The organism is Streptomyces sp. NPDC002092, assembly GCF_053593775.1.
The window spans coordinates 24127-49247 of the sequence record NZ_JBSFDG010000015.1 but is presented as its reverse complement, the minus strand read 5'-3'; the positions used below and the strand labels follow the sequence as shown (position 1 = coordinate 49247).

Sequence of the window (25121 nt, the reverse complement as noted above, 5' to 3'; positions counted from 1 at the left end):
ATGGTGTCAGATCAACGGCGGAGCATGGGCTGCTGCCCCGACGCTCGACCCCCGAAACACGGTCCCCGGCGTGCGGTCACCCCCCCACAGAGACGGCGACCGCCCCCAACCCTACCGGCCCATATGTACGGGGGTCAGTGCTCAGGTGACTCAACAGGCGCGGAAGTGACCAGTTCTGTCAGAACGCCGTGGCAGTCCTTCGGGTGCAGGAACGTGATTCGTGACCCCATGGAGCCGCGCCGGGGCTCTTCGTACAGAACGCGTACGCCCTTTTCCTTGATGTCGGCCGCGTCGGCGTCCACGTCCGCCGTACCGAAAGCGATGTGGTGGACACCCTCGCCGTTCTTGTCGAGCCACTTGGCGACGGTCGAGTCCGGTCGCGTCGGCTCCAGAAGCTGCAGGTAGGAGGCCCCGCCGTCGGAAGTGCCGTTGATCTTGAGCATGGCCTCGCGGACGCCCTGCTCCTCGTTGACCTCGGAGTGGAACACCTCGAAGCCATAGGTGGCCCGGTAGAACTCGACGGTCTTGTCGAGATCGAAACAGGCGATTCCGATGTGGTCGATTCGCGTCAGCATGGTGTTAGTGCAGCGCGACGGGGATGGTTACGCAACGTGCCAGCGATCACACCGGCTGCCGGGTGACGGCACGGAGTGCCACTCAGTACATTCGAAGTAAACCCTCGTTCACTCCTCGGCAGTGCAGCCGGAAGGGGATCGCAGCTCATGTCTGGATCGAACAGCACCACCTCGGTGATCGTCGCGGGGGCGCGTACCCCCATGGGACGGCTGCTGGGCTCCCTCAAGTCCTTCTCCGGAGCCGACCTCGGCGGCTTCGCGATCAAGGCCGCCCTCGACCGTGCGGGGATCGGTGGCGACCAGGTGCAGTACGTGATCATGGGCCAGGTGCTGCAGGCCGGGGCGGGGCAGATCCCGGCACGCCAGGCCGCCGTCAAGGCGGGCATCCCGATGAACGTGCCGGCACTGACCGTCAACAAGGTGTGTCTGTCCGGCCTCGACGCCATCGCGCTCGCCGACCAGCTGATCCGCGCCGGCGAGTTCGACGTGATCGTCGCGGGCGGCCAGGAGTCCATGACCAACGCCCCCCACCTGCTGCCGAAGTCCCGCGAGGGCTTCAAGTACGGCGCGATCGAGATGCTCGACGCGATGGCGTACGACGGCCTGACCGACGCCTTCGAGAACATCGCCATGGGCGAGTCGACGGAGAAGCACAACACCCGCCTGGGCATCCGGCGCCCCGAGCAGGACGAGATCGCCGCCCTGTCCCACCAGCGGGCGGCCGCCGCCCAGAAGAACGGCATCTTCGAGGCCGAGATCACCCCGGTCGAGATCCCGCAGCGCAAGGGCGACCCGGTCCTCTTCAGCAAGGACGAGGGCATCCGCGGCGACACGACCGCGGAGTCCCTGGGCAAGCTGCGCCCGGCCTTCACCCGGGACGGCACGATCACGGCCGGTTCCTCCTCGCAGATCTCGGACGGCGCGGCGGCCGTGGTCGTGATGAGCAAGGCCAAGGCGCAGGAGCTGGGCCTGGACTGGATCGCCGAGATCGGCGCCCACGGCAATGTGGCGGGCCCGGACAACTCGCTCCAGTCGCAGCCGTCCAACGCGATCCTGCACGCCCTGAAGAAGGAGGGCCTGGGCGTCGAGGACCTCGACCTGATCGAGATCAACGAGGCCTTCGCCGCGGTGGCCGTGCAGTCAATGAAGGACCTCGGAGTTTCAGCGGAAAAGGTGAATGTCAACGGCGGCGCGATTGCCCTGGGCCACCCCATCGGCATGTCCGGCGCCCGGCTCGTCCTGCATCTGGCGCTGGAGCTCAAGCGCCGGGGCGGCGGTGTGGGTGCGGCCGCGCTGTGCGGTGGCGGCGGTCAGGGTGACGCACTGATCGTGCGGGTACCCAAGGCCTGAACCCTTTCTCCACGTAACTCTGTAGTTCTCTGAACGGAGCTGTGATGCAGGACGTCTCCACACTCGTCGCCCAGGCGAGGGAAGGCCGGCCGCGGGCCGTGGCCCGGCTGATCTCCCTGGTGGAGGGGGCGTCCCCGCAGCTCAGGGAGGTCATGGAGGCGCTCGCTCCGCTGACGGGCAATGCGTATGTGGTGGGTCTGACCGGCTCGCCGGGCGTCGGCAAGTCGACCTCCACGTCCGCGCTCGTCACGGCGTACCGCAAGCAGGGCAGGCGGGTCGGCGTCCTGGCCGTCGACCCGTCGTCGCCCTTCTCCGGCGGCGCCCTGCTCGGCGACCGGGTGCGGATGTCGGAGCACGCCTCCGACCCGGGGGTGTACATCCGCTCGATGGCGACCCGCGGCCATCTGGGTGGCCTGGCGTGGGCCGCCCCGCAGGCGATCCGGGTGCTGGACGCGGCGGGCTGCGACGTGATCCTGGTCGAGACGGTGGGCGTCGGCCAGTCGGAGGTCGAGATCGCCTCCCAGGCGGACACGAGCGTCGTCCTGCTGGCCCCCGGGATGGGTGACGGCATCCAGGCGGCGAAGGCGGGCATCCTCGAGATCGGTGATGTGTACGTCGTCAACAAGGCCGACCGGGACGGCGCGGACGCCACGGCCCGGGAACTGAACCACATGCTGGGCCTGGGCGAGTCCCGCAGCCCGGGTGACTGGCGCCCGCCGATCGTCAAGACGGTCGCCGCGCGCGCCGAGGGCGTCGACGAGGTCGTCGAGGCCCTGGAGAAGCACCGCGCATGGATGGAGGAGCGGGGCGTGCTGGCGGAGCGCCGCCTGGCCCGCGCCTCCCGCGAGGTGGAGACCATCGCTGTGACGGCCCTGCGCGAACGCATCGGCGACCTGCACGGCGACCGCCGGCTGAGCGCACTGGCGGAACGGATCGTGGCCGGGGACCTGGACCCCTACCGTGCGGCGGACGAGCTGGTGGCGGGGCTGACGCAGGGCTGAGGCGGGTTTTCGCGTGGCCAACTCCCGGCCCGCGCTGTTACGTTGACTCTCATGTACCTCCTCTTGGCATAGGGCACGCCCAAGACCGCGTACGGCGAGCGGCGGTCGACCGACGAACCGACTGACCGGCCGCCCGGCCGACGCGGCGAACAGGCGTCCCCTTTTCCGCCTCGAGTCGAGGAACTCCCGTGTCTTCCACGCCAGTGGGACGGCCGTCGTATGCCGCCGTCCTCCGCATCCCGCATGCCCGCCGCACCTTCGCCGCCGCCCTGCTCGGCAGGCTGTCGTACGGCATCGTCCCCCTGTCGGTGATGCTCGCCGTGAACCGCGCCACCGGGTCGTACACGGTGGCGGGCACCGTCATGGCGCTGTTCGGCGCCACCAGCGTCTTCCTGTCGCCCGCCCGGGCCGCCCTGATCGACCGGCACGGGCCGCGCCACACGCTGGTCCCGATGGTCACGGCGTACGCCGCCCTGCTCGGGCTGCTCACACTGCTCGTCCGGCGCCCCGGTGCCGTCTCACCGCTCGTCCTGGGCGCCGTGACCGCCGCGGCGGGCGCCTGCACCCCTCCGCTGGGCCCGACCATGCGCGCCGTATGGGGCAGGCTCGCCCCGGACCGCGCCCTGCTGCAGCGCGCCTACAGCCTCGACGGCGTCGCCGAGGAACTCCTCTTCGTCTGCGGCCCCCTCCTGGTCGGCGTCCTCACCGGTTTCGCCCCGCCAACGGCCGGCATCGTCCTCGGAACCTCCCTGATCGTGGCAGGCACGACCGGCTTCACCACATCGCCGGCCGTCGGGGCGACTAGGCCCGCCGAGGCGGGCGGGGCGCGGCGTGGGGGCAGGTGGTTCGGGGGCGCGCGGGGGTGGCTGCGCGGGCTTGTCACCGGGTGGGGTGGCCCGGGGCGGAGGGGGCTGGAGGGGATCGGTTCTGCGCGGGGCGCGGGCGGGCGGGAACGGCTGCGCGGGCTTGTGTCCGGGCAGGGCGTGGCCGGGCCCCGGTCGCTGCGCGGGCCTGCCTGTGGGGCAGGCGGTGCGGGGCTCAGTGCGCTACGGCGAGTCCGTGCCGGGCACGAAGCGGGCACGCAGGGGCGACGCGTCGGGCGGGGCGCTGCTGGGGGCGGGGTGCCGCGCGGAGTCCGGGGTGGGCTCGGGCCGGGGGCTGCCGGGCGGAGTGTGTGGCGTCGGGGTGGGCGGGGTGTGTTGTGGGGGATTGTGCAGCCCGTTGTCGCTGCCGGTGGGGTTGGGGTGACGCTGGGGGTGGTTGATCTGGTGGTGGTGGCCTTTGCGGAGCAGCGGCACTACGGGGATGGGGCCGTGGCCTGGGCGCTGGCTGCGTTGTCGGCCGGGAGCGCGGTCGGCGGTCTGGTCAACGGGGCCGTCCACTGGCGTGTCCCGGCCCCGGTGCGGCTGCCCCTGGCGGCGGCGGGCCTGGGGGTGGCGTTGCTCGGCGCCGGGTTCGCCCCCGGGCTCGGCACGCTCGCCGCAGCGCTGGCGGCCGCGGGGTTCTTCGTCTCGCCGGCGCTGACCACCGCCTATCTGATCGCCGATGACGCGGCGGCACCGGAGGCGCAGGTCCGGGCCGGTGCCTGGGTCAACACGGGTGTGAACGCGGGCAGTACGGCAGGCGCGGCCGTTGCGGGGCCCCTGGTGGGCGCGATGCCGACCGCGCTGTGCTTTACGGCGGCCGGTACGGCGGCCCTGCTGACGGCCCTCGCGACGGTGCGGCGCAGCCGTGAGAGGCGCACCGTCCGGGCGGCTCCGGAGCGGGGCGATGCGGAGAGCGTTCCCGCCGCCTGACGGGCCGTCGGCCGGAAGTGGCCGGATCAGCAGGGCAGTTGGGGCGAGTGCTCGCCAATCCTCCCGCCGGCACAGGCACGGCCTCCGGAACGCACCGGCAGGCGGGGCCCGTTCGGACTCCGCCTGCCGTTTGCGCCGTAGGACCGCTAGGGACGTCCCCGCTGCCCGCGCAGGTGCTCCGCGATGGGCTTCAGGGCCTTGTCGAGTTCCGCCATGGCCTCGGGGGACAGCAGATCGATGAAGTGCCTGCGCACGGACGCCACATGGTGCGGGGCGACCTTGTTCATCGTCTCCATGCCGTGCTCCGTGAGGACCGCGTAGAGCCCGCGGCGGTCGGACTCGCAGTTCTCACGGCGGACCAGGTTCGCGTTCTCCATCCGGGTGATCTGGTGGGAGAGGCGGCTCTTGGACTGGAGGGTGGCGGACGCGAGGTCGCTCATCCGCATCCGTACGTCCTCCGACTCGGAGAGGTTCACCAGGATCTCGTAGTCGTTCATCGTCAGTCCGAACGGCTGCAGGTCCCTCTCGAGCTGGTACGTCAACAGCCTGTTGACCTCCAGGTGGGTGCGCCAGGCGCACTGCTCCGCATCGGTCAGCCAGCGCGTGGCCGTCTCGGTCTCCATGAATGAAGTCTACCTAAAATGTTGAAAGGCGAACTAGTGAGGGTGGTGTGGTGTCGGCGCGCACACGTTCGACGTCACACTCCGCAGACTACCGCTCACAGCCCGAAGCGACGCTGGAGGTCTCCCAGCTGTCCGGGAAGGCGCGGTGCGCCGGCTTGCTGTGAAGGGCCCATGTGTGCCCCGCCACCACCGGGTACGCCGGGCTCCGGCGGAACCACCCCCGTGGCCTGCTCGGCCATGAGGGTTTCCGAGGACTGGAGCAGGACCGTGCCGGCCCCTACGAACTCGAACTGGTGCTCCTCCCCGGAGGCCCCGCCGAGGCCCGTCATCGCACGTAGACCGCCCATTACGCCCGTCAGATAACCATGGTCGTAGTGGTGGCACGGCGAGGGGCAGTCGGCCCAGCCGACGAGCGCCTGCGGATCCACCCGGATCGGCGGTTCCATGAACACCACCGGACCGTTAGATGCGGCCACGAACTTTCCGGTTCCGATGAGTGTCAGAAAACCCGGCACGATCGATTGCTTGAGCGCGAGACTTGGCTGAAAAGCGAGCAGATTGCCCGAGCGAATGGTCAGATTGCCGTCGTCCAGGTCGTACGAGTTCACGTCGAAGGCCCGGTCGGCGAGGAGCATCTTGCCCGAGCCCTCCGCCACGACCCAGTCGCTCGCATGCAGTGGCGAATGAAAGGACGTACGGACCAGGCGGTCGAGCCGGCCGTGCCCGATGCCGTTGAACTCCATCGATCCGTAGTAGGCGATCATCTTCCCCTTCTGCAGGAACCACTGGCTCCCCTTGAGCTCCACGCAGAAGGTGTACTTGTTGACGTTGTCGTCCACCGGCAGCGTCATCGGGTCGAAGACCGTCGGGCCGCCCGGAGTCCCGTACGCGCTCACAGCTTCTCCTCCGAGGCCTGGACATACACCACGCCGTTGCCGCTGAGCTCCAGCTGGAAGGCCTCGCCGGAGCCGCGTCCCACCATGTCGCGCCAGCCCAGCGCCGCGGACAGCTTGTTGCGGACGTCCCCGTGGTGCGCGACGTACGCCTGCGGGTCGACGTGCACGGGCCGCTGTGGGGTGATCGGGATCTCGAAGACTCCGCCGTGGGCCATCACGGCCACCGAGCCGTGTCCCTTGAGGGTGGTCGTGAACAGCCCCTGGCCGGTGACCTGGCCGCGGACCATGCCCATGACCCCGCCCTGCGAGCCCATGAACATCGTGCCCTGCTGGAGCGTGCCCTCGAAGGCGAGCAGCCGGTCCGCCTCCACATAGAGGGTGTCGCCGGTGAGGTTGATCACCTGGACGTGGTGACCGCCGTGCCCGAACATCACCGTGCCGTTGCCCTCGACGCTCATCAGGGGCGTGGCCTCGTTCGCGACCCGGCGCCCGATCATCGACATGATCCCGCCCTGGCCGCCCTGGATGTTGGGCGTGAAGGACACCTCGCCCTTGTAGGCGAGCATCGCGCCGCGCTGACTGAACAGCCGCTGGCCCGGCAGCACCGTCGCCTCGACCATCTTGGAGTTGATCTCACGGAAGGGCATGTCACACATCCCCCGCGATCGTGTTCCGCTCGCTCGGCTGTACGTACACCAGCCCGTCCCCCTCGAACCGGATCTGGAAGGCCTCGCCGCCGCCCTCTCCGAAGAACGTGCGGAACGTCACACCGGACTGGAAGGACTGCCGCAGATTCCCCTGGTGCGCGATGTAGGCACCGGGGTCGACCGTCAGCGGGTACTGCGCACTCACCCGCAGCACCACCGCCGGGCCGTCCGACATGATCGCCGCCTGGCCGTGGCCCTCGACGGTGGTCGTGAACAGCCCGTTGCCCTGGGAGGCGCCGCGCAGGCCGGTGAAGGTCGTGCCGGTCCTGAGGCCGGCGTCGGTCGCGAGCAGATTGCTCGACTCCACATACAGCTTGTCCCCCTGGAGACTCACGAGGTTGATCTCGGAGGCCCGGTCCGCGAACCAGCACGTCCCGTGCCCCTTCACCTCCATCACCGTCATCTGCTCACCGGTGAGCCGCCGGGTCACCATGCCCCGGATGCCCTCACCGCCGCCGGTCATCTTCTTGAAGGCCATCTGCCCGTCGTACGCGACCATCGAGCCGTTCTTCGCCTTCACGGCGTCCCCGGTCATGTCGACGGCGAGCACCTTGCTGCCTTGAAGTCGAAACATCGCCACGCTGCGAAAGGTAACCGCCCGGCGGGTGCAGCGCACAGGGCCCGTGGGTGGAGAGGCACCCTGAGCGCACCCTTAGGGGAACCGTTTGTCACAATGGGCGGACGCTTGTGCTTCCGTTCACAAAGAGCGATCCGTCTCCCACCGAAGGTGACCCGTGGACATCAAGACCGCCACCGCCCTCCGCCGCCTGCGCCTCGTCTCGGCTCCCGAGGCGGTGTCGTTCCTGCTCCTGCTGACCTGCTCCGTGCTCAAGCGGACCACGAGCTTCGACGCGGTGTTCCCGATGGGCCTGACGCACGGCGTCCTGTTCATCCTGTACGTGATCTTCTGGGCCGACGCCTGGAACCGTACGAAGTGGGACAAGAAGACCGCGGGGCTCTACTTCCTCCTCTCCGTCCTGCCCACCGGCGGCTTCTTCGCCGAGCGCAAGCTCAAGCGCGCCGCCGAGGACGCCGTCATCGCCTCCCGCGCACGCCAGGAAGGAATCGTGAACGCATGATCGTCGCCTTCTCCGTGACGCCCCTGGGCGTCGGCGACGACGTGGGGGAGTACGTCGCCGAGGCCGTCCGCGTCGTCCGCGAGTCCGGTCTGCCCAACCGCACCGACGCGATGTTCACGAGCATCGAGGGCGACTGGGACCAGGTGATGGACGTGGTCAAGCGCGCCGTCGCCGCCGTCGAGGAGCGGGCGCCACGGGTCTCCCTGGTCCTCAAGGCGGACATCCGCCCCGGAGTGACCGACGGTCTCACCGCCAAGGTGGAGACGGTGGAGCGGTTCCTCGCCGACTAGGGCCGCCGGGGCTTCCACCATGGCGGCGCGGCACACGAACTGCTCATGGTGGGGCGGGAGATGCGGCCGCCCCACCCGCCTGGACGTCTCCAGGTCGCCCCGCCCCCGAAACTCCAGTTGTGTAGGGGGTGATCGGTACTCATCTGCCGATCACACCTCATTCACTGGAGGGCGCCGTGCAGTCGGAGGGCTACGCATACGACACCCACAGCCGACTGGCCGGACCTCTCACGGAGCCCAGCGACGCCTCGTACCAGGTGCAGTACACCTCGCTGCTGTCCAGCGAACCGCGCCGAATACAGGCCGTCCTGCTGATGACCCTCGCGCCGGTGCTCACCGGCACGCTGCTCGTCTACCTCGTCTGGCCCACGCACTGGGTGGAGCGCGACGGCGGGCAGAGCTGGCTGGTCGGGCTCGATGTCACGATGCTCATATCCATCGGGCTCATCGAGCTGTTCATGGTGGTCAACGTCGCCTCCGTCGCCCATGCCACGCTGGTCGCCCGTGACCCCGTCCCGGTCGTCCCCGAAGCCGGTACCCGCGTCGCCTTCCTCACCACGTACGTCCCCGGCAAGGAACCCCTCTCCATGGTCCGCGCCACCCTGGAGGGAGCCGTCCGGATCACCCATGCCGGGCCCGGCAGCGTCCTCGACGTCTGGCTCCTCGACGAGGGCGACGACGAGCAGGCGAAGGCCCTGTGCGCGGAGCTCGGGGTCCGGCACTTCACCCGGCGCGGCGTTCCGCAGTGGAACCAGGCCCACGGCGCCCACAAGGCCCTGACCAAGCACGGCAACTACAACGCCTGGATCGCCAGCCACGGCGACGAGTACGACTTCTTCGCCTCCGTCGACACCGACCACGTCCCGCGCCCCAACTTCCTGGAGCGGATGATGGGCTACTTCCGGGACCCCGACGTCGCCTTCGTGGTCGGACCCCAGGTGTACGGGAACTATGCCGACCATCCCGTCACCAAGGCCGCCGAGTCGCAGCAGTTCCTCTTCCACGCGCTGATCCAGCGGGCCGGGAACCGGTATCGCTCGCCCATGTTCGTCGGCACGAACAACGTGGTGCGGATCGCCGCCGTGAAGCAGATAGGCGGCCTGTACGACTCCATCACCGAGGACATGGCCACCGGCTTCGAGATACACCAGCGGCGCAATCCCGCAACCGGCAACCACTGGCGGTCCGTGTACACACCCGACGTACTCGCCGTCGGAGAGGGGCCCGCCTCCTGGACCGACTTCTTCACGCAGCAGATGCGCTGGTCGCGGGGGACCTACGAGACGCTGTTCAAGCAGTACGGAAGAGCGCTGTTCAGGATGCCTCCGGGACGGCTGTTCTCGTACACCCTGATGCTCGTCTACTACCCGATGACGGCCGTCAACTGGCTTCTGGGCATTCTCAGTTGTGTCCTCTTCCTCTGGTTCGGGGCCTCCGGCACGCAGGTCGCCTCCTCGGTGTGGCTGATGCTCTACAGCGATGCCGCCGCCCTGCAGATCGGGCTGTATCTGTGGAACCGGCGGCACAACATCTCGCCGCACGAGCCGGAGGGGTCCGGCGGGCTCGCCGGCATGGCGATGTCGGCCCTGGCCGCCCCGATCTACCTCAAGTCCTTCGGTGAGGCCCTCGTCCGGCGGCCCAGCAGGTTCGTCGTGACCCCCAAGGGCGCGGACGCCAGTGCCGACCGGCTGCTCACCTTCCGTATCCACCTCTTCTGGGCGGTCCTGCTCGCGACCTCCCTGGCCGCCTCGGTCGTCCTGGACCACACCCATGCGGCCATGCGCACCTGGGCGGTCCTGGCCATGGTCATCGCCCTCGCACCGGTCGCGGTGTGGTGCTCCACGCTCCTGAAGGAGCGGCGGGAGCGGCAGGCCCCGCACCGGACCACACGTGCCGTCGACGGCACGGAGCCCGCCCTCGCCACCAGCGGCGCGGTCTCCCCGGTCTCCGGAACCACGACAGGAGGCAGCTAGCACCATGGCCCGGAACGCTGAGAACAAGTACCGGAAGAGCCCGGGGAACAGGACGACCAGAAGGGCCGTCCTCGGGGTCGGGGGCGTCATGGTCCTGGCGGGTCTCAACGCCCCCGCCGCGGTCGAGTTCGCAGGTGAGGAGTATCACGAGTACAAGATCGCCCAGCCCGAGTACCAGGCGAAGTACGGCTCCTGGCAGCGGGTAGACATCCCCGCGAAGTACCGCACCAACGCCATCCATGCGGCGCTCCTGCACACCGGCAAGGTGCTGATCGTCGCCGGGTCGGGCAACGAGCAGAAGAAATTCAACGCCGGGTCCTTCGACACGGTCCTGTGGGACCCGAAGGCGAACACCTTCAAGAAGATCCCCACGCCGGCCGACTTCTTCTGCTCCGGCCACACCCAGCTCCCGGACGGGCGGCTCCTCGTGGCCGGTGGCACCGCCCGCTACGAACTGCTCGACGGCGAGGTCAAACGGGCCGGCGGCGGTATGCGGATCAAGAACGAGAACCCCCTCAAGTCGGTCTTCCTGAAGAAGGGCACCCGCTTCCGCTCGCCCGCGGGCGTCGAGTACGTCAGCAGCTTCGACGTCACCGTCCCGAAGGCGAAGCCCGCGGCCAAGCCCGCAGCCGACGCAGCAGCCGGGCCGGTCGGCGCGGTGCGGCCCGGGCAGGCCCCGGCCCCGGCACCGGTGGTGGCGGGCGAGGCCCGGGTCTTCGTCGAGGCCGTCGAGGCCGGTCCGCTGTCCGTCACCGAGAAGCAGGCGCAGTACGACATCGTCGGGCTGACCGGCAAGGACGCGGCCAACACCTACGGGCTGAGCGAGAAGATCACCCTCGACAAGCAGGACTTCCAGGGCATCCGGACCGCCTACGAGTTCGATCCCGTGGCCGAGCGGTATGTGCCCGTCGACCCGATGCAGAAGGCCCGCTGGTACCCGACGCTCGTCGGGCTCGACGACGGGAGGGTGCTCGCCGTCTCGGGCCTGGACGACGTCGGCCAGATCGACCCCGGGGACAACGAGATCTACGACCCGAGGACCAAGAAGTGGTCGCCCGGCCCGAAGCGGTACTTCCCGACGTACCCGGCACTCTTCCTGACCAAGGGCGGCAAGCTCTTCTACACGTCCTCCAACGCCGGATACGGGCCCGCCGACCAGGGGCGCGAGCCGGGGCTGTGGGACCTGAAGACCAACACCTTCCGGAAGGTTCCGGGGCTGCGCGACCCCGACGAGACGGAGACCTCCTCCTCCGTGCTGCTGCCGCCGGCGCAGGACCAGAAGGTGATGATCCTGGGCGGCGGAGGCGTCGGCGAGTCCAGGAGGTCGACCCCGCGCACGGCCGTCGTGGACCTGAAGCAGGACAACCCGGTCTTCAAGGACGGGCCCGACCTCCCCCAGGGCACGCGGTACCTGAACAGCGTGCTCATGCCGGACGACTCGGTGTTCACCACCAACGGCTCCGAGGACTACCGCGGCCGCAGCGCCAGCAACATCTTCAAGGCGCAGTTCTACGACCCGAAGAGCAACACCTTCCACGAGGCGGCCGCGCCCACCGTCGGCCGCAACTACCACTCCGAGGCGCTGCTGCTGCCCGACGGCCGGGTCGCCACCTTCGGCTCCGACCCCCTCTTCGACGACCAGCAGAACACCAAGCTCGGCCACTTCGAGCAGCGCATGGAGGTCTTCACCCCGCCCGCGCTGCACAGCAACGGCAAGAACCGCCCCGTACTGGAGGGCGGCCCGCGGGAACTCGGCAAGGACCGCCGTGCGACCTACCGCACCGACCACCCCGAAAGGGTGGTGAAAGCCCGGCTCATGCGGCCCAGCGCGGTCACCCACACCACCGACGTCGAGCAGCGCTCCATCGAGCTGGGCCTGACCAAGGACGCGCACTCGGTGACGGTCGCCGTACCGGACGACCCGGCCCTGGTGCCGCCCGGCTGGTACATGCTGTTCGTGACGGACGCGCAGGGCACGCCCTCCGAGGCCAGCTGGATCCAGGTGAAGTGACCGCCCGGCCCGATGCCCCGAACGGCGGCTACGGCTTGGAGTTGCGTGCCAGCTCCAGGGCGTACTCCGGCCACCACTTCCCCGCGGCAGGCCCGCTCCCGCAGGTCCCGTCGGACTCCCCGGGCCGCTTGATCCACAGGTAGGCGTCGAGGAGGGGGTCGCCGGTGTCGGTCGTCGGGCGGGTGCCCAGCGCGCGGCCGGGCGGGTTGCACCAGGCGCCGGGCAGCGGACCGTTGCCGTTGCGGCTGGTGTCGACGACGAAGTGCTTGCCGCCGAGGTCGGCGGAGAGCTCCAGGCCGTACGCCTTGGTGAGCTCGTCCGTCTGGAAGTTGGAGACGTTGAGGGAGAAGCCGTCGGCCTTCTCGATGCCGGCCTGCTTCAGCGGGTCGACCAGCTTCCACGGATCGCGGATCCAGGCAGGGTTGCCCGCGTCCAGGTACACCTTGGTGTTCGGCTGCTGTTTCAGGCGCACGACCGCCTCGTTCAGCAGCTGCTCGCGCTCGTCGTGGTAGCCGGCCGGTGTGCAGCCGTCCACGATGTGGGCGACCGCGTCCGGTTCGAGGACGACCAGGGCCTTGCCGTCCCCGAGTGCGTCCGCGAACTTCCCGATCCACTCCCGGTAGGCGTCGGCGTCGGCCGCGCCGCCCGCGGAGTGCTGGCCGCAGTCGCGGTGCGGGATGTCGTACGCCACGAAGAGCGCCGTGCGGTTCTCCTCGGCCGCGGACTCGATGGCCGCCTTCACGCTGGGGCCCGGGTCGATCTCGCCCGCAGGCCACAGCGCCTCCGGTTCGTCCGCGATCCGCTTGAGCAGGTGCGCGTCCTGGGCGCGGCCCGCCCGCCGCCACTCCTTGATCTGCTTGGCGGCCGGGCTGTCCGGGTCGACCCAGAAGTCCAGGGCGCCCGCGCGGACCGCCTTCTTCGAGGCGCTGCCCGCCGCGGCGGCCGTGTCGATGCCGGACGGGGACGAACAGCCCGCCGCAAGCCCGAGGACCGCGACGGCCGCGCAGATGTGGATCAGCCGGGACATGCAGCTCCCTGGGGCGAAGGTGACATTTGCTGATGATTCGTCAGCAATCGTTGCACAAGGGATTTCAGGCTGCAGGGTTAGACATGGCAGCCGTGGGACGGCCAGGCGCCCGACGACATCCGTCGGGGGGCGGGATCGGCGCGCTGTGCCGCGTACTGCTCGCCCTGCAAGCCCGGCGGACCGAAAGGCGAGACGGGGCTGACCGCCATGTGACCGGCCGGTAAGGTCGGTTCCGTGCCGAAGCCGCTCAGCCTTCCCTTCGATCCGATCGCCCGCGCCGACGAACGCTGGAAGCAGCGCTGGGGAAACGTGCCGTCCATGGCGGCCATCACCTCGATCATGCGCGCGCACCAGATCCTGCTCGCCGAGGTCGACGCGGTGGTCAAGCCGTACGGACTGACGTTCGCGCGGTATGAGGCGCTGGTGCTGCTCACCTTCTCCAAGGAGGGCGAGCTGACGATGTCGAAGATCGGCGAGCGGCTCATGGTGCACCCCACCTCGGTGACGAACACCGTCGACCGCCTGGTGAGGTCGGGCCTGGTGGCCAAGCGCCCCAACCCCAACGACGGGCGCGGCACCCTCGCCTCCATCACCGACAAGGGCCGCGAGGTCGTCGAGGCGGCCACCCGCGACCTGATGGCGATGGACTTCGGCCTCGGTGTGTACGACGCCGAGGAGTGCGCGGAGATCTTCGCGATGCTGCGGCCGCTGCGGGTGGCGGCGGGCGACTTCGCCGAGGACTGACCCGGCCCAAGATCTCCCGGAACGGGCGGTTACGCTCGACGCCATGAAGAAGAGCGTGCTGACCCGCTACCGCGTCATGGCCTACGTCACCGGCGTCCTGCTGGTCCTGCTGTGCCTGAGCATGATCGCCAAGTACGGCCTGGACGTCAGCGGCGCCGCGGACTTCACCCGCGTCGTCGCCATCGCGCACGGCTGGCTCTACGTGGTCTACCTGATCTTCGCCTTCGACCTGGGCTCCAAGGCGAAGTGGCCGGTCGGCAAGCAGCTGTGGGTGCTGCTCGCCGGGACGATCCCGACGGCCGCCTTCTTCGTCGAGCGGAAGATCAGCCACGAGCTGGAGGCGAAGCTCACCGAGGGCTCGCCCGCGGTCGCGAAGGTCTGACGATCACTGACGTGATGGCCGCCGGGCCGCCGTGGGCCAGGCCCTTGTAGATCACCGTCCGCGACGGCCCCAGCTCGTCCGCGAGCTGCTGCGCAGTGGGGACGGTCGCGGCCCCGGCGGCCACTTCGCGTGCGACGGCGTTCGTCCCGGTGACGGGCCACCCAGGGCGGGCCGAGGTGCCGGGCCGGTCGCTGAGCCACCGCCAGGCCCCGCTCGACGTGCGCAGGGCCGGACAGGGGCCAAGGGCGCCGGGGCGAGCCTTCCCCGCTGTACGAGCCTGCAGGCGGCGGGTGGGACGAGGAGCCCGCGTGCACCGTCGGCATACCACTGGAGGACAGCGCTCTCGCCTGCACGAGCAGACGGCGTGGTCCTTCAGGCGTCATACGGCCCAAGGCAGGGCTTTTCCGGAAGGGCGCCGACCGTTGTTGATCGGGCGGCCGCTCTCCGACTCCCCTCGACATTTACTAGGACGTCCTAGTAAATTTGAAGGCATGGACGCTGACGCCATCGAGGAGGGCCGCCGTCGCTGGCAGGCCCGGTACGACGCTTCGCGCAAGCGTGAGGCCGACTTCACCACGCTCTCCGGGGATCCCGTGGAGCCCGTGTACGGGCCCCGGCCGGGAGACGCGTATGCCGGCTTCGAGCGGATCGGGTGGCCGGGGGAGTACCCCTTCACGCGCGGGCTGTATCCGACCGGCTATCGAGGGCGTACGTGGACCATCCGGCAGTTCGCCGGGTTCGGGAACGCCGAGCAGACCAACGAGCGCTACAAGATGATCCTCGCCAACGGCGGGGGCGGTCTGTCCGTCGCCTTCGACATGCCGACCCTCATGGGGCGCGACTCCGACGATCCGCGCTCGCTCGGCGAGGTCGGGCACTGCGGGGTCGCCATCGACTCCGCCGCAGACATGGAGGTCCTGTTCAAGGACATCCCGCTGGGGGACGTCACCACGTCCATGACCATCAGCGGGCCCGCCGTGCCCGTGTTCTGCATGTATCTCGTCGCCGCCGAGCGGCAGGGCGTCGATCCGCGGGTGCTCAACGGCACGCTCCAGACCGACATCTTCAAGGAGTACATCGCGCAGAAGGAGTGGCTGTTCCAGCCTGAGCCCCATCTGCGGCTGATCGGCGACCTGATGGAGTACTGCGCCGCCGGCATCCCCGCCTACAAGCCGCTGTCCGTCTCCGGCTACCACATCCGCGAGGCCGGGGCGACGGCCGCGCAGGAGCTGGCGTACACGCTGGCCGACGGGTTCGGGTACGTGGAGCTGGGGCTCTCCCGCGGGCTGGACGTGGACGTCTTCGCGCCCGGGTTGTCCTTCTTCTTCGACGCGCACGTCGACTTCTTCGAGGAGATCGCCAAGTTCCGTGCGGCGCGGCGCATCTGGGCCCGCTGGATGCGGGACGTGTACGGGGCGAAGTCCGAGAAGGCGCAGTGGCTGCGCTTCCACACGCAGACGGCCGGTGTCTCCCTGACCGCCCAGCAGCCGTACAACAACGTCGTGCGTACGGCCGTGGAGGCGCTCGCCGCGGTGCTCGGCGGGACCAACTCGCTGCACACCAACGCCCTGGACGAGACCCTCGCGCTGCCGAGCGAGCAGGCGGCGGAGATCGCGCTGCGCACCCAGCAGGTGCTGATGGAGGAGACCGGGGTCGCCAACGTGGCCGATCCGCTCGGCGGTTCGTGGTTCGTCGAGCAGCTGACGGACCGGATCGAGGCGGATGCGGAGAAGATCTTCGAGCAGATAAAGGAGCGGGGGCTGCGGGCACATCCGGACGGCCGGCACCCGATCGGGCCGATCACCTCCGGGATTCTGCGCGGGATCGAGGACGGCTGGTTCACCGGCGAGATCGCCGAGTCGGCCTTCCGTTACCAGCAGGCCCTGGAGAAGGGCGACAAGCGGGTCGTCGGCGTGAACGTCCACCACGGGTCCGTCACCGGGGACCTGGAGATCCTGCGGGTCAGCCATGAGGTGGAGCGGGAGCAGGTGCGGGTGCTGGGCGGCCGCAGGGCCGCGCGGGACGAGGCCGGGGTACGGGCGGCCCTGGATGCCATGCTCGCCGCCGCCCGTTCGGGCACCAACATGATCGAGCCGATGCTGGACGCCGTACGCGCCGAGGCGACCCTGGGCGAGATCTGCGGGGTGCTGCGGGACGAGTGGGGGGTGTACACCGAGCCGGCGGGATTCTGACTCGCCTACCCCGCAGAAGCGTTTATAAAAATGTGACCTGCCTCCTTTCCCGCGATCGTTCCCGTGCATAGCATCGGCCCGTCGAGTCCGCCGATGCTCAGGGGAACTGACGGTGCGTAGGTTTTTCAGACCCAGAGTGGTACGGGCCGCCGTCGCGGTCGCGGCGGCCATGCTGCCATGTGCCGCGCTCGTCCCGGTCGCGTCCGCACATTCCGTCGCGCCGCCGGTGAACCCGGTGGCGCAACGGCTGGACGCCTACTGGAACCCGGCCCGGCTGACGGCCGCGCTGCCCGTCGACACCGGCCTGGACAAGGACTCCGTCTACTCCACCGCCCCGGACACCGACGCCGCCGCCTCCTCCGCGGTGGACGGCCCCATGCCCGGCGAGTTCATCCCGCCCAGCCACAGCTTCGACGGCATCCCCCAGACCGGCACGTTCTTCTGGACCGACCCCAGTGGCACCGGGCGCACCTGCACCGGCTCCGTGGTGCGCAGCCCGGGCCACGACCTGGTGCTGAGCGCGGGCCACTGTCTGAGGGGGTACTCCGGCACCTCCCCGCGCCGCAATCTGGCCTTCGTACCGCAGTACCACGACGGACTCAAGCCGTTCGGCGTGTTCCCGGTCCGGGTCAACGGCGTCTATGTCCCGCAGCAGTACTACGACCTGAAGGAGCACGCCGGCGCCCAGTACGACTACGGCTTCGCCGTCACCGAGCCCAACCAGGACGGCAAGCTGCTGCAGGACGCGGCCGGCGCGGTGCAGTTGCTCACCGACACGGGGTACCACCACGCCCCGGTGCGGATGATCGGCTACCCGGGAGGCGCGGACAAGCCGCTGGAGTGCTGGAGCCGCACCACCCGCTACGACAGCGACGACCCCGACGAGCCCGGCAGCTATCCGCGCATCGCCTGCGACGCCTTCGTTGACGGCACCAGCGGCGGACCGATGCTGGTGCCGTGGAAGGGCGGCTGGGCGGTGGTGGGCGTCATCGGCGGCTACCACACCGGCGGTTACACCCCGCAGATCTCCTACAGCGCCTACTTCGGCAAGAGCGTCGGTCAGCTCTACGGCGATGCGGTCACCGGCGCCCCGCCGGCCGGCCCGTCGTCGTAGACCTCGTAGCGGCAGACCTCGTGGCGGCAGACCTCGTGGCAGCGGGAGCCTCTACGGCTCCTGGGTGCCCGCTCCCAGGCCGCCCAGGAGCAGGGTCGTGAACTCGCGCACCCACTCCTCGTCCGCCGGGTGCCCGCTCACCAGGGTGCGGTGGACCACGGCGCCCGCGACCACGTCGAAGATCAGGTCGACCGTGCGGGCCGCCTCGGCGGGGTCGGTCTCGGCGGGCAGCTCGCCGCGGGTCTGGGCGCGGGCGCGGCCCTCCAGGACCAGTCCCTTCTGGCGCTCCACGATCGAGGAGCGGATCCGCTCCCGCAGGGCGTCGTCGCGGGTCGACTCCGCGACGACCGCCATCAGGCCGCTCGCGGCCTCCGGGCGGGCCAGGATCGCCGCGAACTGCAGGACCACGCCCTCGATGTCGGCCGCCAGGGTGCCGCGGTCGGGGAGGGCGAGTTCGTCGAAGAGCTCGGCCACCGCGTCGACGACGAGTTCGTTCTTGCCCGCCCAGCGGCGATACAGGGTCGTCTTTGCAACCCCGGCCCGGGTCGCCACGTCTCCCAGGGTGAGCTTCGACATGCCCAGCTCCACCAGGGCCTCCCGGGTGGCCGCGAGGATCGCGGCGTCCGCCTCGGCGCTGCGCGGGCGTCCTGAGGCGCGGGTGGCGGGGGTCCGGCTCTGCATCCCACGACCATAACCGGCAGTTCCTGTGAGGCCGTGAGGGAGATCACCAGGGGGTGGTACCGGGGAGGCACTCGGTGCCATTACGCTACGACTCGTAGCGAAAGCTCGTGAGTGACTCCACGGGCGGCAACCACTGACGTGGGGTGGGGACCCGGCGTCGAACAGAACGCAACAGGTACGGCTTTCTCAACGCACTGGGGTCTGGGGGTTTCCCCCCGGGGTATTGCAGCACTGACGCGCGGGAACGGGGGAGGATAGACCCATGCAGCCACGGAACATGTCCATGAGCGGAGTCGTCGACCTCGCCGCGGTGAAGGCGGCCCAGGAGGCCAAGGCGAAGGCGGAGCAGGCGCGCGCCGAAGCGGCCCGCCAGGGCGGCGGCCCGGGAGCCGTCTCCCCGGCCGATCTCGTCATCGACGTCGACGAGGCCGCCTTCGAGCGCGACGTCCTGCAGCGGTCCACCGAGGTGCCCGTCGTCATCGACTTCTGGGCCGAGTGGTGCGAGCCCTGCAAGCAGCTGAGCCCGGTCCTGGAACGGCTCGCCGTCGAGTACAACGGCCGCTTCCTGCTCGCCAAGATCGACGTCGACGCCAACCAGATGCTGATGCAGCAGTTCGGGATCCAGGGGATCCCGGCCGTCTTCGCCGTGGTGGCGGGGCAGGCGCTGCCGCTCTTCCAGGGGGCCGCAGGCGAACAGCAGATCCGCGAGACCCTCGACCAGCTCGTGCAGGTGGCCGAGCAGCGCTTCGGCCTGACCGGTCTGACGGTCGACCCCGACGCCGAGCCGGGCGGCGGCCGGGCCGCGGACGAGGCGGCGCCGGCCGGACCGTACGACGCACTGCTCGAGGCGGCCGTACGGGCCCTGGACTCGGGGGACTTCGGCGGTGCGGTGCAGGCGTACAAGAACGTGCTGAGCGAGGACCCGGGCAACCCGGAGGCCAAACTGGGCCTCGCCCAGGCCGAGTTGCTGCAGCGCGTGGGCGGCCTCGACCCGCAGCAGGTGCGCAAGGAGGCGGCCGAGAAGCCGGCCGACGTGCAGGCGCAGATCGCAGCGGCCGATCTGGATCTGGTCGGCGGTCATGTGGAGGACGCCTTCGGGCGGCTCATCGACACCGTCCGGCGCACGGCGGGTGACGACCGCGACACGGTACGTCTGCGACTGCTGGAGCTCTTCGAGGTCGTCGGGGCGGATGATCCGAGGGTGGCGGCGGCCCGCAGGGCGCTCGCGCGGGCGCTGTTCTGACCAGTCGCTAAACACCAGGGCATGTGATGCCCGAGTGAAAGATTTGCCGAAGGAACGTCAGTGCGGCCGCGCTTTACCAAATCTTGGTAAACGCGGCCGCTGTTACTGGGAGTAAGTTCCGGGCGTTGATCTGTCGGTTTCTGTCCAACGATCAATAGTTTTGTCCAGGCCCCCGGCTGCACCCTCCGTCGCCACCCGAGACCTGTGGGTCGTCCTTCGGTTATCCCGCCGTTACTACCCAGTAACGAAGCCCCTTGTGCGGGCGGCGAGAATGCACCACGATCGGCGACGCTCGGTCCTTTCCCGTACCCCGACAGCCGGTTGGGTCGCGGGAGTTCCTGGGTCCCCACCGAGCAGAGCCTGTGTCACTGACACCGGCTCTTGGGCAGGGGGGTCTTCGCCGGCTCGGCGAAGCCTGTCCAGCAAGGTTGTGCGTGATGTGTGTCAGGCGCGACCAGTGGTTGTCGCTCGGGGGTGATCGCCGGTGATCGGTGCGCGTTTGCGCCTCCGAGTGCGGGCGCTCTCCTTCCCGAGGACGTAGCACTTCTCCCATCCCTGCCCGGCTGAGGCGCCGACAGGCAGCAGTCAGGGCCAGGAGATGTACGTCCGAGAAGGAGGAAATATGGAGTCCCAGGTGCGTGGCGGGACCAGATGGAAGCGGTTCGCTGTGGTCATGGTGCCCAGCGTCGCCGCTACGGCCGCGATAGGTGTCGCCCTCGCGCAGGGCGCTCTCGCCGCGTCGTTCAGTGTGTCGGGCCAGCAGTTCAAGGTCACGGCCGACCAGCTCGAAGGTGATGGCTTCTCGCAGTACGGAGCCCTCGACTCGGGGTACAACCTCGACGGCAGCAAGACGGTCCACCCGGTCGCGGTCTCGGCGTTCAAGTCCGCGTCCATCACGAACCTGTGCCAGTCCGTCGTCACCCCGAATATTCCGATTCTGGGTAGTGTCAGCCTGGTTCTGAAGGCGGGCGGCGGTGACACGCCGGTCCAGGCCGACAACCTCTACATCGATCTCAACGACCTGTCGGCCGACGCGACGTTCACCGGCATCGACATCGGTGTGGCGGCCAAGGACGCCAGCAAGGGTCCTGGCATCAAGAGCGGCGACACCGCGAACCCGAACGGTTTCGCCCAGCAGGCCGAGCACGCCTCGCTGAGCCACGTGAAGCAGACGGCGTGGGCGACCACCGCCGGAACCTTCAAGCTCAGCGGGCTGAAGATGTCCGTGCAGACGGGCACCCACGAGTGCTACTAGGCACTTGGTGACGGGCGGGGGAGCCGATGGCGCCCCCGCCCGTCCACCTTCCACCACATTCTTCACACATACCGCAACTCACCACCACAGCACCATCACCACAGCAAAGCCGCACCAGGGAGCTGTTTTCCATGAGCGCCGAGACTCCTGCCGTACCCGCCGGCCAGTTCAGTCGCCGGAGGGTGCAGTTCCGCGCCTGGCGGGGCACGCGGCCGTTCTGGGCCGGCCTGTTCGTCATGCTTGCCGGACTCCCCATCGCCTACTTCCCGTACGCCCACCTGCAGGTGGGGCATCTGACGCTGGCGATGGCCACCACCGCCGGTGCCGGGTCCCTGATCATCGGTGTGCTGCTGATCGTCCTGGGCTTCAGCCTCTGGTTCCAGAAGCATGTGCGTACCTTCGCGGGTGTCGCGGCGATCCTGCTGGGGCTGGTGTCCATCCCCGTGTCCAACCTCGGCGGCTTCCTGATCGGCTTCTTTCTCGCTCTGATCGGCGGGGCGATGGCCGTGGCCTGGGCGCCGGGCGAGCCGCCGGCCGAGGCGGCGCAGGAGGACGCGCCTGGGGCGGGCGGGGCCCCGCAGGCGATGGACACGGACACCACCATCCTCAAGCCCGTGGTGGGCGAGCCGATCGATCTGTCAGGAACGAGCCCGGCGAACGGGGCGAACGGGAGGCACAGTGCCGGCTGACGAGGTGACCCACGGGGCTGATGTGGACGAGTCCCGTGTGAGAACCGGGCCGCGCCACGCGGCACCCAAGAAGCCGCTGTTCACCAGGTTCCACATGCCGGCCGGCAAGGCGATAGCCACGGTGGCGATGCCGACCGCGGTCCTCATGGGAATGGGGTTCACGTCGTCGCTCGCGCTCGCCGCCGGCAATGGCACCCCGTCGCCGTCGTCGAAGAGCCTGACCGCGGACGAGTACAAGGACTGTGTGGCCGCGCTGGGCGACAACGCTTCGGCCTCGCCGTCGCCGTCCGCCTCGAAGAGCTCCGGTGCCACGGCCGACAAGGCGACGCCCTCGCCCTCGTCCTCCGCCGGCACGTCCAAGGACTCCTCGGACTCGACGTCGGGCAAGACGGGTTCGTCCGGCTCGTCGGATTCAGGTTCCGGCGACAAGGCGACGCCCACGCCGTCCGCCTCGCAGAGCTCGGGCAAGGGCACGTCGGGCAGCGACACCGCCACGCCGAGCCCCTCGGCGTCCGCGAGCAGCGGCGGGGGTCTGCTGGGCGACCTGGGCAACGCGATCGGCAGCATCTTCACCGGCGGCAGCTCCACGTCGAGCGCGAGCCCGACGCCCACGCCGTCCGCCTCGGCGAGCACGGGCAAGGACTCGTCGTCCTCGGACACGAGCGCCTCGGGCACCCTCAAGGACACCACCAAGAAGGTCACCGACACGGTGAACAACACCGTGAAGGACACGACCGACAAGGCGACCAAGACGGTCGAGGAGGCCACCAAGGCGGCCCAGAAGGCGGCCGATCCGGCCACCTCCGCCAGCCCCTCGCCGAGCTCGTCCACGGATGCGCAGAACTGCCCGGCCGCCACGGACGACACGGGTGGTGTCGACAACAAGGTGCCGGTGGCGGACGACCCCTGGTACTTGAACGCCAGCTATCTGAAGCTGCATCACGCCGACTACCAGGGCATCGTCAAGGTGAGGACGGCCAACGGCACCATCAAGAGGGTGCTGAAGTACGTCATCTCGGGCGGCACCGAGATCGGCGACCTGCATCAGACGGTCAAGGACCACGACATCAACAAGACCTACCACGTGCAGGCCCGGCCGGGTTCGGAGTCCACGATCACCGGCGGCGCGACGACGATGTACACGGAGTCCATCTCCGGGAACCTGCTCGGCCTGATCCCGCTGACGTTCACCCCGGACAGCCCGCCTCCGCTGAATCTCCCGGAGATCCTCTTCACCAACGTGAAGGTGGTCCAGGCCGCTCAGTTCGGCGGCACCCTGCACGTGCCCGGCATGCACGTCTACACGACCGACGGAACCGGCTGAGCGCCGTCACAGACCCGTTCGGGAGCCGCAACACGCTGAGGGGCGCCCCCTGTTCGCAGGGGGCGCCCCTCAGTGCCGTATGGGCCTCTTCCAGGCCGTAGTCGTACCGGCGCAGCGCCTGATCCACTCTGGACAAGTGATCGATGTTCGATAACATGTTCGAGACCGTAAGTGATCGGGGAGGATTAGTTGAAGAAAGTCTGTTCTGTCCTGGGGGTGCTGGGTGCCGCGCTGGGGCTCGTCCTGGCCACGAGCACCTCGTCCTTCGCGGGCACGGATGGCCCGAAGGTGTGCAATTCCAGCCCGCAGTCCGCGTGCGTGAAGTTCTATCAGGACGGCGACATCATCCGGGTCTGGGACACCGACTGCGACGGCCACTCCGCCGTGGGAGTGATCGAAGTCCCCGCAGCCGGGATCTACGAGAACGTGTGGAACACCGCCGGTTGCAACACGTACGTCGACAGGGCGTACGGTACTGCGATTCCCGAGGGCGACGCTGTGTACTACAAGGCGTGCTACGGCGTGCATTCGACGAGAGAGATCACCCGTTGCTCCGAAATCGGCGGCGGCAGGGCCTGACCGAAGGCCGCACAGACTGAGGGCGCCCCCGCTTGTGTGTCGCAGGGGGCGCCCTCAGCGCCGTACAAGTGCCTTCAAGGCGCTCTGCGGGGCCGTCAGTTGGCGCCGCCGCCGATGTGGTGGACGCGGAGCATGTTGGTGGTGCCCGGGACGCCGGGGGGAGAGCCGGCCGTGATGATCACGATCTCGCCCGGGTTGAAGCGGTTGATCTTGGCGATCTCCTGGTCGACCATGTCGACCATCTCGTCCGTGGTGTTCACGAACGGCACCACGTGCGACTCGACGCCCCAGCTGAGGGTGAGCTGGTTGCGGGTGTTCTCGTCGGTGGTGAAGGCGATGATCGGCTGCTGGGCGCGGTAGCGCGACAGCCGGCGTGCCGTGTCACCGGACTGCGTGAAGGCCACCAGGCCCCGGCCGCCCAGGAAGTCCGCGATCTCGCACGCGGCGCGCGCGACAGAACCACCCTGCGTACGCGGCTTCTTGCCCGGCACCAGCGGCTGCAGGCCCTTGGAGAGCAGCTCCTGCTCGGCCGCCGCGACGATCTTCGACATCGTCTTCACGGTCTCGACCGGGTACGCGCCCACGCTGGACTCCGCGGACAGCATGACCGCGTCCGCGCCGTCCAGGATCGCGTTGGCGACGTCGGACGCCTCGGCGCGGGTGGGGCGGGAGTTGGTGATCATCGACTCCATCATCTGGGTCGCCACGATCACCGGCTTGGCGTTGCGGCGGCACAGCTCGATGAGGCGCTTCTGCACCATCGGGACCTTCTCGAGCGGGTATTCGACGGCGAGGTCGCCGCGGGCGACCATCACGGCGTCGAACGCCATCACGACGGCCTCCATGTTGTCGACCGCCTGCGGCTTCTCCACCTTGGCGATGACGGGGACGCGACGGCCCTCCTCGTCCATCACGCGGTGGACGTCGTCCACGTCCTTGGCGTCGCGGACGAAGGACAGCGCGACCATGTCGCAGCCCATGCGGAGGGCGAAGCGGAGGTCCTCGACGTCCTTCTCGGACAGTGCCGGCACGTTGACCGCCGCGCCGGGCAGGTTGATGCCCTTGTGGTCGGAGACGACACCGCCCTCGATGACGATCGTCTTGACCCGGGGGCCCTCGACGTCCAGGACCTTCAGCTCGACGTTGCCGTCGTTGATCAGGATCTGGTCGCCGCGGTCGACGTCACCGGGCAGGCCCTTGTAGGTCGTACCGCAGATGGACTTGTCGCCCGGGACGTCCTCGATGGTGATGACGAACTCGTCACCGCGCTCGAGCTCGACCGGGCCTTCGGCGAAGGTCTCCAGACGGATCTTCGGACCCTGCAGGTCGGCCAGGACACCGATGGCACGGCCGGTCTCCTTGGAGGCGGCCCGGACGCGGTCGTACCGCGCCTGGTGCTCGGCATGGGTGCCGTGGCTGAAGTTGAACCTGGCCACGTTCATTCCGGCCTCGATCATCGAGACCAGCATTTCGTGGGAGTCGACCGCGGGGCCGAGAGTACAGACGATTTTCGAACGGCGCATGGGGCGATCCTATCGGTTTGTTTCGCCGCGGAATATTCCGTCTGGCGGAAGATACAAATGGGCGGGT

Annotated in this window: 24 protein-coding genes; 16 read left to right on the top strand and 8 right to left on the bottom strand. The window is 69.3% G+C overall.

Features of this window, described 5'->3' with window-relative positions:
- Positions 1-134 precede the first annotated feature (134 nt).
- Positions 135-575, bottom strand: coding sequence for a methylmalonyl-CoA epimerase (mce, locus tag ACWCRD_RS31180; RefSeq protein ID WP_450969099.1), 441 nt, complete (start codon positions 573-575; stop codon positions 135-137).
- A 147-nt stretch (positions 576-722) separates the two neighbouring features.
- On the opposite strand from mce, the gene ACWCRD_RS31175 reads away from it, so the two are divergent.
- From ACWCRD_RS31175 to ACWCRD_RS31165, 3 genes are all read left to right on the top strand, one after another.
- Positions 723-1925: an acetyl-CoA C-acetyltransferase gene (locus ACWCRD_RS31175; RefSeq protein ID WP_450969098.1), complete on the top strand. Its 1203-nt coding sequence runs from the start codon at positions 723-725 to the stop codon at positions 1923-1925.
- Positions 1926-1969: 44 nt separating this feature from the next.
- On the top strand, positions 1970-2926 hold the full coding sequence (gene meaB, locus ACWCRD_RS31170; RefSeq protein ID WP_365839539.1) for a methylmalonyl Co-A mutase-associated GTPase MeaB: 957 nt from the start codon (positions 1970-1972) through the stop codon (positions 2924-2926).
- A gap of 188 nt (positions 2927-3114) precedes the next feature.
- The gene (locus ACWCRD_RS31165; protein WP_450969097.1) at positions 3115-4722 is read left to right on the top strand and encodes an MFS transporter; all 1608 of its coding nucleotides are present in this window, start codon (positions 3115-3117) and stop codon (positions 4720-4722) included.
- 146 nt (positions 4723-4868) lie between these two features.
- Here the strand turns inward: ACWCRD_RS31165 and ACWCRD_RS31160 are convergent, their stop codons facing one another.
- The 4 genes from ACWCRD_RS31160 to ACWCRD_RS31145 form a co-directional block, all read right to left on the bottom strand.
- On the bottom strand, positions 4869-5345 hold the full coding sequence (locus ACWCRD_RS31160; protein ID WP_450833922.1) for a MarR family winged helix-turn-helix transcriptional regulator: 477 nt from the start codon (positions 5343-5345) through the stop codon (positions 4869-4871).
- A 95-nt stretch (positions 5346-5440) separates the two neighbouring features.
- A complete protein-coding gene (locus ACWCRD_RS31155; protein ID WP_450969096.1) occupies positions 5441-6241 on the bottom strand; it encodes an AIM24 family protein in 801 nt (266 codons plus the stop codon).
- Positions 6238-6888 (bottom strand): AIM24 family protein, encoded by a 651-nt coding sequence (locus ACWCRD_RS31150; protein WP_450969095.1) that lies wholly within the window; start codon positions 6886-6888, stop codon positions 6238-6240. The genes ACWCRD_RS31155 and ACWCRD_RS31150 overlap by 4 nt, the downstream gene beginning before the upstream one ends.
- Position 6889: 1 nt before the next feature.
- Positions 6890-7522: an AIM24 family protein gene (locus ACWCRD_RS31145; RefSeq protein WP_344399167.1), complete on the bottom strand. Its 633-nt coding sequence runs from the start codon at positions 7520-7522 to the stop codon at positions 6890-6892.
- Between the two features lie 160 nt (positions 7523-7682).
- Here ACWCRD_RS31145 and ACWCRD_RS31140 point away from each other — a divergent pair, with 160 nt between their 5' ends.
- The 4 genes from ACWCRD_RS31140 (at position 7683) to ACWCRD_RS31125 (ending at position 12301) form a co-directional block, all read left to right on the top strand.
- Positions 7683-8027 carry a DUF3817 domain-containing protein gene (locus ACWCRD_RS31140; protein WP_398963167.1) on the top strand — a complete coding sequence of 115 codons (345 nt, stop codon included), beginning with the start codon at positions 7683-7685 and terminating at the stop codon, positions 8025-8027.
- Positions 8024-8317, top strand: coding sequence for an MTH1187 family thiamine-binding protein (locus tag ACWCRD_RS31135; protein WP_450969094.1), 294 nt, complete (start codon positions 8024-8026; stop codon positions 8315-8317). Before ACWCRD_RS31140 ends, ACWCRD_RS31135 begins: the two co-directional genes overlap by 4 nt.
- Before the next feature lie 176 nt (positions 8318-8493).
- A complete protein-coding gene (locus ACWCRD_RS31130) occupies positions 8494-10290 on the top strand; it encodes a glycosyltransferase family 2 protein (protein WP_450969093.1) in 1797 nt (598 codons plus the stop codon).
- Between the two features lie 4 nt (positions 10291-10294).
- Entirely contained in the window at positions 10295-12301 is a 2007-nt protein-coding gene (locus tag ACWCRD_RS31125; protein ID WP_450969092.1) for a galactose oxidase-like domain-containing protein, read from the top strand.
- Positions 12302-12329: 28 nt separating this feature from the next.
- Here ACWCRD_RS31125 and ACWCRD_RS31120 read toward each other — a convergent pair whose 3' ends face one another.
- Positions 12330-13328, bottom strand: a complete 999-nt coding sequence (locus ACWCRD_RS31120) for a glycoside hydrolase family 6 protein (protein ID WP_450969091.1) — start codon at positions 13326-13328, stop codon at positions 12330-12332.
- Positions 13329-13562: 234 nt separating this feature from the next.
- Here ACWCRD_RS31120 and ACWCRD_RS31115 point away from each other — a divergent pair, with 234 nt between their 5' ends.
- The 4 genes from ACWCRD_RS31115 (at position 13563) to ACWCRD_RS31100 (ending at position 17760) form a co-directional block, all read left to right on the top strand.
- The gene (locus ACWCRD_RS31115; protein ID WP_450969090.1) at positions 13563-14072 is read left to right on the top strand and encodes a MarR family winged helix-turn-helix transcriptional regulator; all 510 of its coding nucleotides are present in this window, start codon (positions 13563-13565) and stop codon (positions 14070-14072) included.
- 43 nt (positions 14073-14115) lie between these two features.
- The gene (locus tag ACWCRD_RS31110; RefSeq protein WP_450969089.1) at positions 14116-14454 is read left to right on the top strand and encodes a DUF3817 domain-containing protein; all 339 of its coding nucleotides are present in this window, start codon (positions 14116-14118) and stop codon (positions 14452-14454) included.
- A gap of 491 nt (positions 14455-14945) precedes the next feature.
- Positions 14946-16646, top strand: coding sequence for an acyl-CoA mutase large subunit family protein (locus ACWCRD_RS31105; RefSeq protein WP_450969088.1), 1701 nt, complete (start codon positions 14946-14948; stop codon positions 16644-16646).
- Between the two features lie 112 nt (positions 16647-16758).
- Positions 16759-17760 carry a trypsin-like serine peptidase gene (locus ACWCRD_RS31100; protein ID WP_450969087.1) on the top strand — a complete coding sequence of 334 codons (1002 nt, stop codon included), beginning with the start codon at positions 16759-16761 and terminating at the stop codon, positions 17758-17760.
- 51 nt (positions 17761-17811) lie between these two features.
- On the opposite strand, the gene ACWCRD_RS31095 is transcribed toward ACWCRD_RS31100, so the two are convergent.
- The gene (locus tag ACWCRD_RS31095; RefSeq protein WP_450969086.1) at positions 17812-18441 is read right to left on the bottom strand and encodes a TetR/AcrR family transcriptional regulator; all 630 of its coding nucleotides are present in this window, start codon (positions 18439-18441) and stop codon (positions 17812-17814) included.
- A 262-nt stretch (positions 18442-18703) separates the two neighbouring features.
- Between ACWCRD_RS31095 and ACWCRD_RS31090 the strand changes: the two genes are divergently transcribed.
- The 5 genes from ACWCRD_RS31090 to ACWCRD_RS31070 all read left to right on the top strand — a co-directional run bounded on the left by ACWCRD_RS31090 (position 18704) and on the right by ACWCRD_RS31070 (position 23531).
- Entirely contained in the window at positions 18704-19684 is a 981-nt protein-coding gene (locus tag ACWCRD_RS31090) for a tetratricopeptide repeat protein (protein WP_450969085.1), read from the top strand.
- A gap of 622 nt (positions 19685-20306) precedes the next feature.
- Positions 20307-20939, top strand: coding sequence for a DUF6230 family protein (locus ACWCRD_RS31085; protein WP_450969084.1), 633 nt, complete (start codon positions 20307-20309; stop codon positions 20937-20939).
- A gap of 131 nt (positions 20940-21070) precedes the next feature.
- On the top strand, positions 21071-21628 hold the full coding sequence (locus tag ACWCRD_RS31080) for a DUF6114 domain-containing protein (protein ID WP_450969083.1): 558 nt from the start codon (positions 21071-21073) through the stop codon (positions 21626-21628).
- Complete coding sequence (locus tag ACWCRD_RS31075) at positions 21618-22952, top strand: hypothetical protein (RefSeq protein WP_450969082.1); 1335 nt, start codon at positions 21618-21620, stop codon at positions 22950-22952. The genes ACWCRD_RS31080 and ACWCRD_RS31075 overlap by 11 nt, the downstream gene beginning before the upstream one ends.
- Before the next feature lie 189 nt (positions 22953-23141).
- Positions 23142-23531 (top strand): hypothetical protein, encoded by a 390-nt coding sequence (locus tag ACWCRD_RS31070; RefSeq protein WP_450969081.1) that lies wholly within the window; start codon positions 23142-23144, stop codon positions 23529-23531.
- Between the two features lie 95 nt (positions 23532-23626).
- On the opposite strand, the gene pyk is transcribed toward ACWCRD_RS31070, so the two are convergent.
- Entirely contained in the window at positions 23627-25054 is a 1428-nt protein-coding gene (pyk, locus tag ACWCRD_RS31065; RefSeq protein WP_450969080.1) for a pyruvate kinase, read from the bottom strand.
- Positions 25055-25121 lie beyond the last annotated feature (67 nt).

Bases quoted from the DNA above. Each gene is read 5' to 3' on its own strand.
- ACWCRD_RS31105 (WP_450969088.1), top strand. From the start codon at position 14,946: ATGGACGCTGACGCCATCGAGGAGGGCCGCCGTCGCTGGCAGGCCCGG.
- ACWCRD_RS31135 (WP_450969094.1), top strand. From the start codon at position 8,024: ATGATCGTCGCCTTCTCCGTGACGCCCCTGGGCGTCGGCGACGACGTG.
- meaB (WP_365839539.1), top strand. From the start codon at position 1,970: ATGCAGGACGTCTCCACACTCGTCGCCCAGGCGAGGGAAGGCCGGCCG.
- ACWCRD_RS31150 (WP_450969095.1), bottom strand. From the start codon at position 6,888: ATGCCCTTCCGTGAGATCAACTCCAAGATGGTCGAGGCGACGGTGCTG.
- ACWCRD_RS31090 (WP_450969085.1), top strand. From the start codon at position 18,704: ATGCAGCCACGGAACATGTCCATGAGCGGAGTCGTCGACCTCGCCGCG.
- ACWCRD_RS31085 (WP_450969084.1), top strand. From the start codon at position 20,307: ATGGAGTCCCAGGTGCGTGGCGGGACCAGATGGAAGCGGTTCGCTGTG.
- ACWCRD_RS31175 (WP_450969098.1), top strand. From the start codon at position 723: ATGTCTGGATCGAACAGCACCACCTCGGTGATCGTCGCGGGGGCGCGT.
- ACWCRD_RS31120 (WP_450969091.1), bottom strand. From the start codon at position 13,328: ATGTCCCGGCTGATCCACATCTGCGCGGCCGTCGCGGTCCTCGGGCTT.
- ACWCRD_RS31095 (WP_450969086.1), bottom strand. From the start codon at position 18,441: ATGCAGAGCCGGACCCCCGCCACCCGCGCCTCAGGACGCCCGCGCAGC.
- pyk (WP_450969080.1), bottom strand. From the start codon at position 25,054: ATGCGCCGTTCGAAAATCGTCTGTACTCTCGGCCCCGCGGTCGACTCC.
- ACWCRD_RS31160 (WP_450833922.1), bottom strand. From the start codon at position 5,345: ATGGAGACCGAGACGGCCACGCGCTGGCTGACCGATGCGGAGCAGTGC.
- ACWCRD_RS31145 (WP_344399167.1), bottom strand. From the start codon at position 7,522: ATGTTTCGACTTCAAGGCAGCAAGGTGCTCGCCGTCGACATGACCGGG.
- ACWCRD_RS31080 (WP_450969083.1), top strand. From the start codon at position 21,071: ATGAGCGCCGAGACTCCTGCCGTACCCGCCGGCCAGTTCAGTCGCCGG.
- ACWCRD_RS31110 (WP_450969089.1), top strand. From the start codon at position 14,116: ATGAAGAAGAGCGTGCTGACCCGCTACCGCGTCATGGCCTACGTCACC.
- ACWCRD_RS31125 (WP_450969092.1), top strand. From the start codon at position 10,295: ATGGCCCGGAACGCTGAGAACAAGTACCGGAAGAGCCCGGGGAACAGG.
- mce (WP_450969099.1), bottom strand. From the start codon at position 575: ATGCTGACGCGAATCGACCACATCGGAATCGCCTGTTTCGATCTCGAC.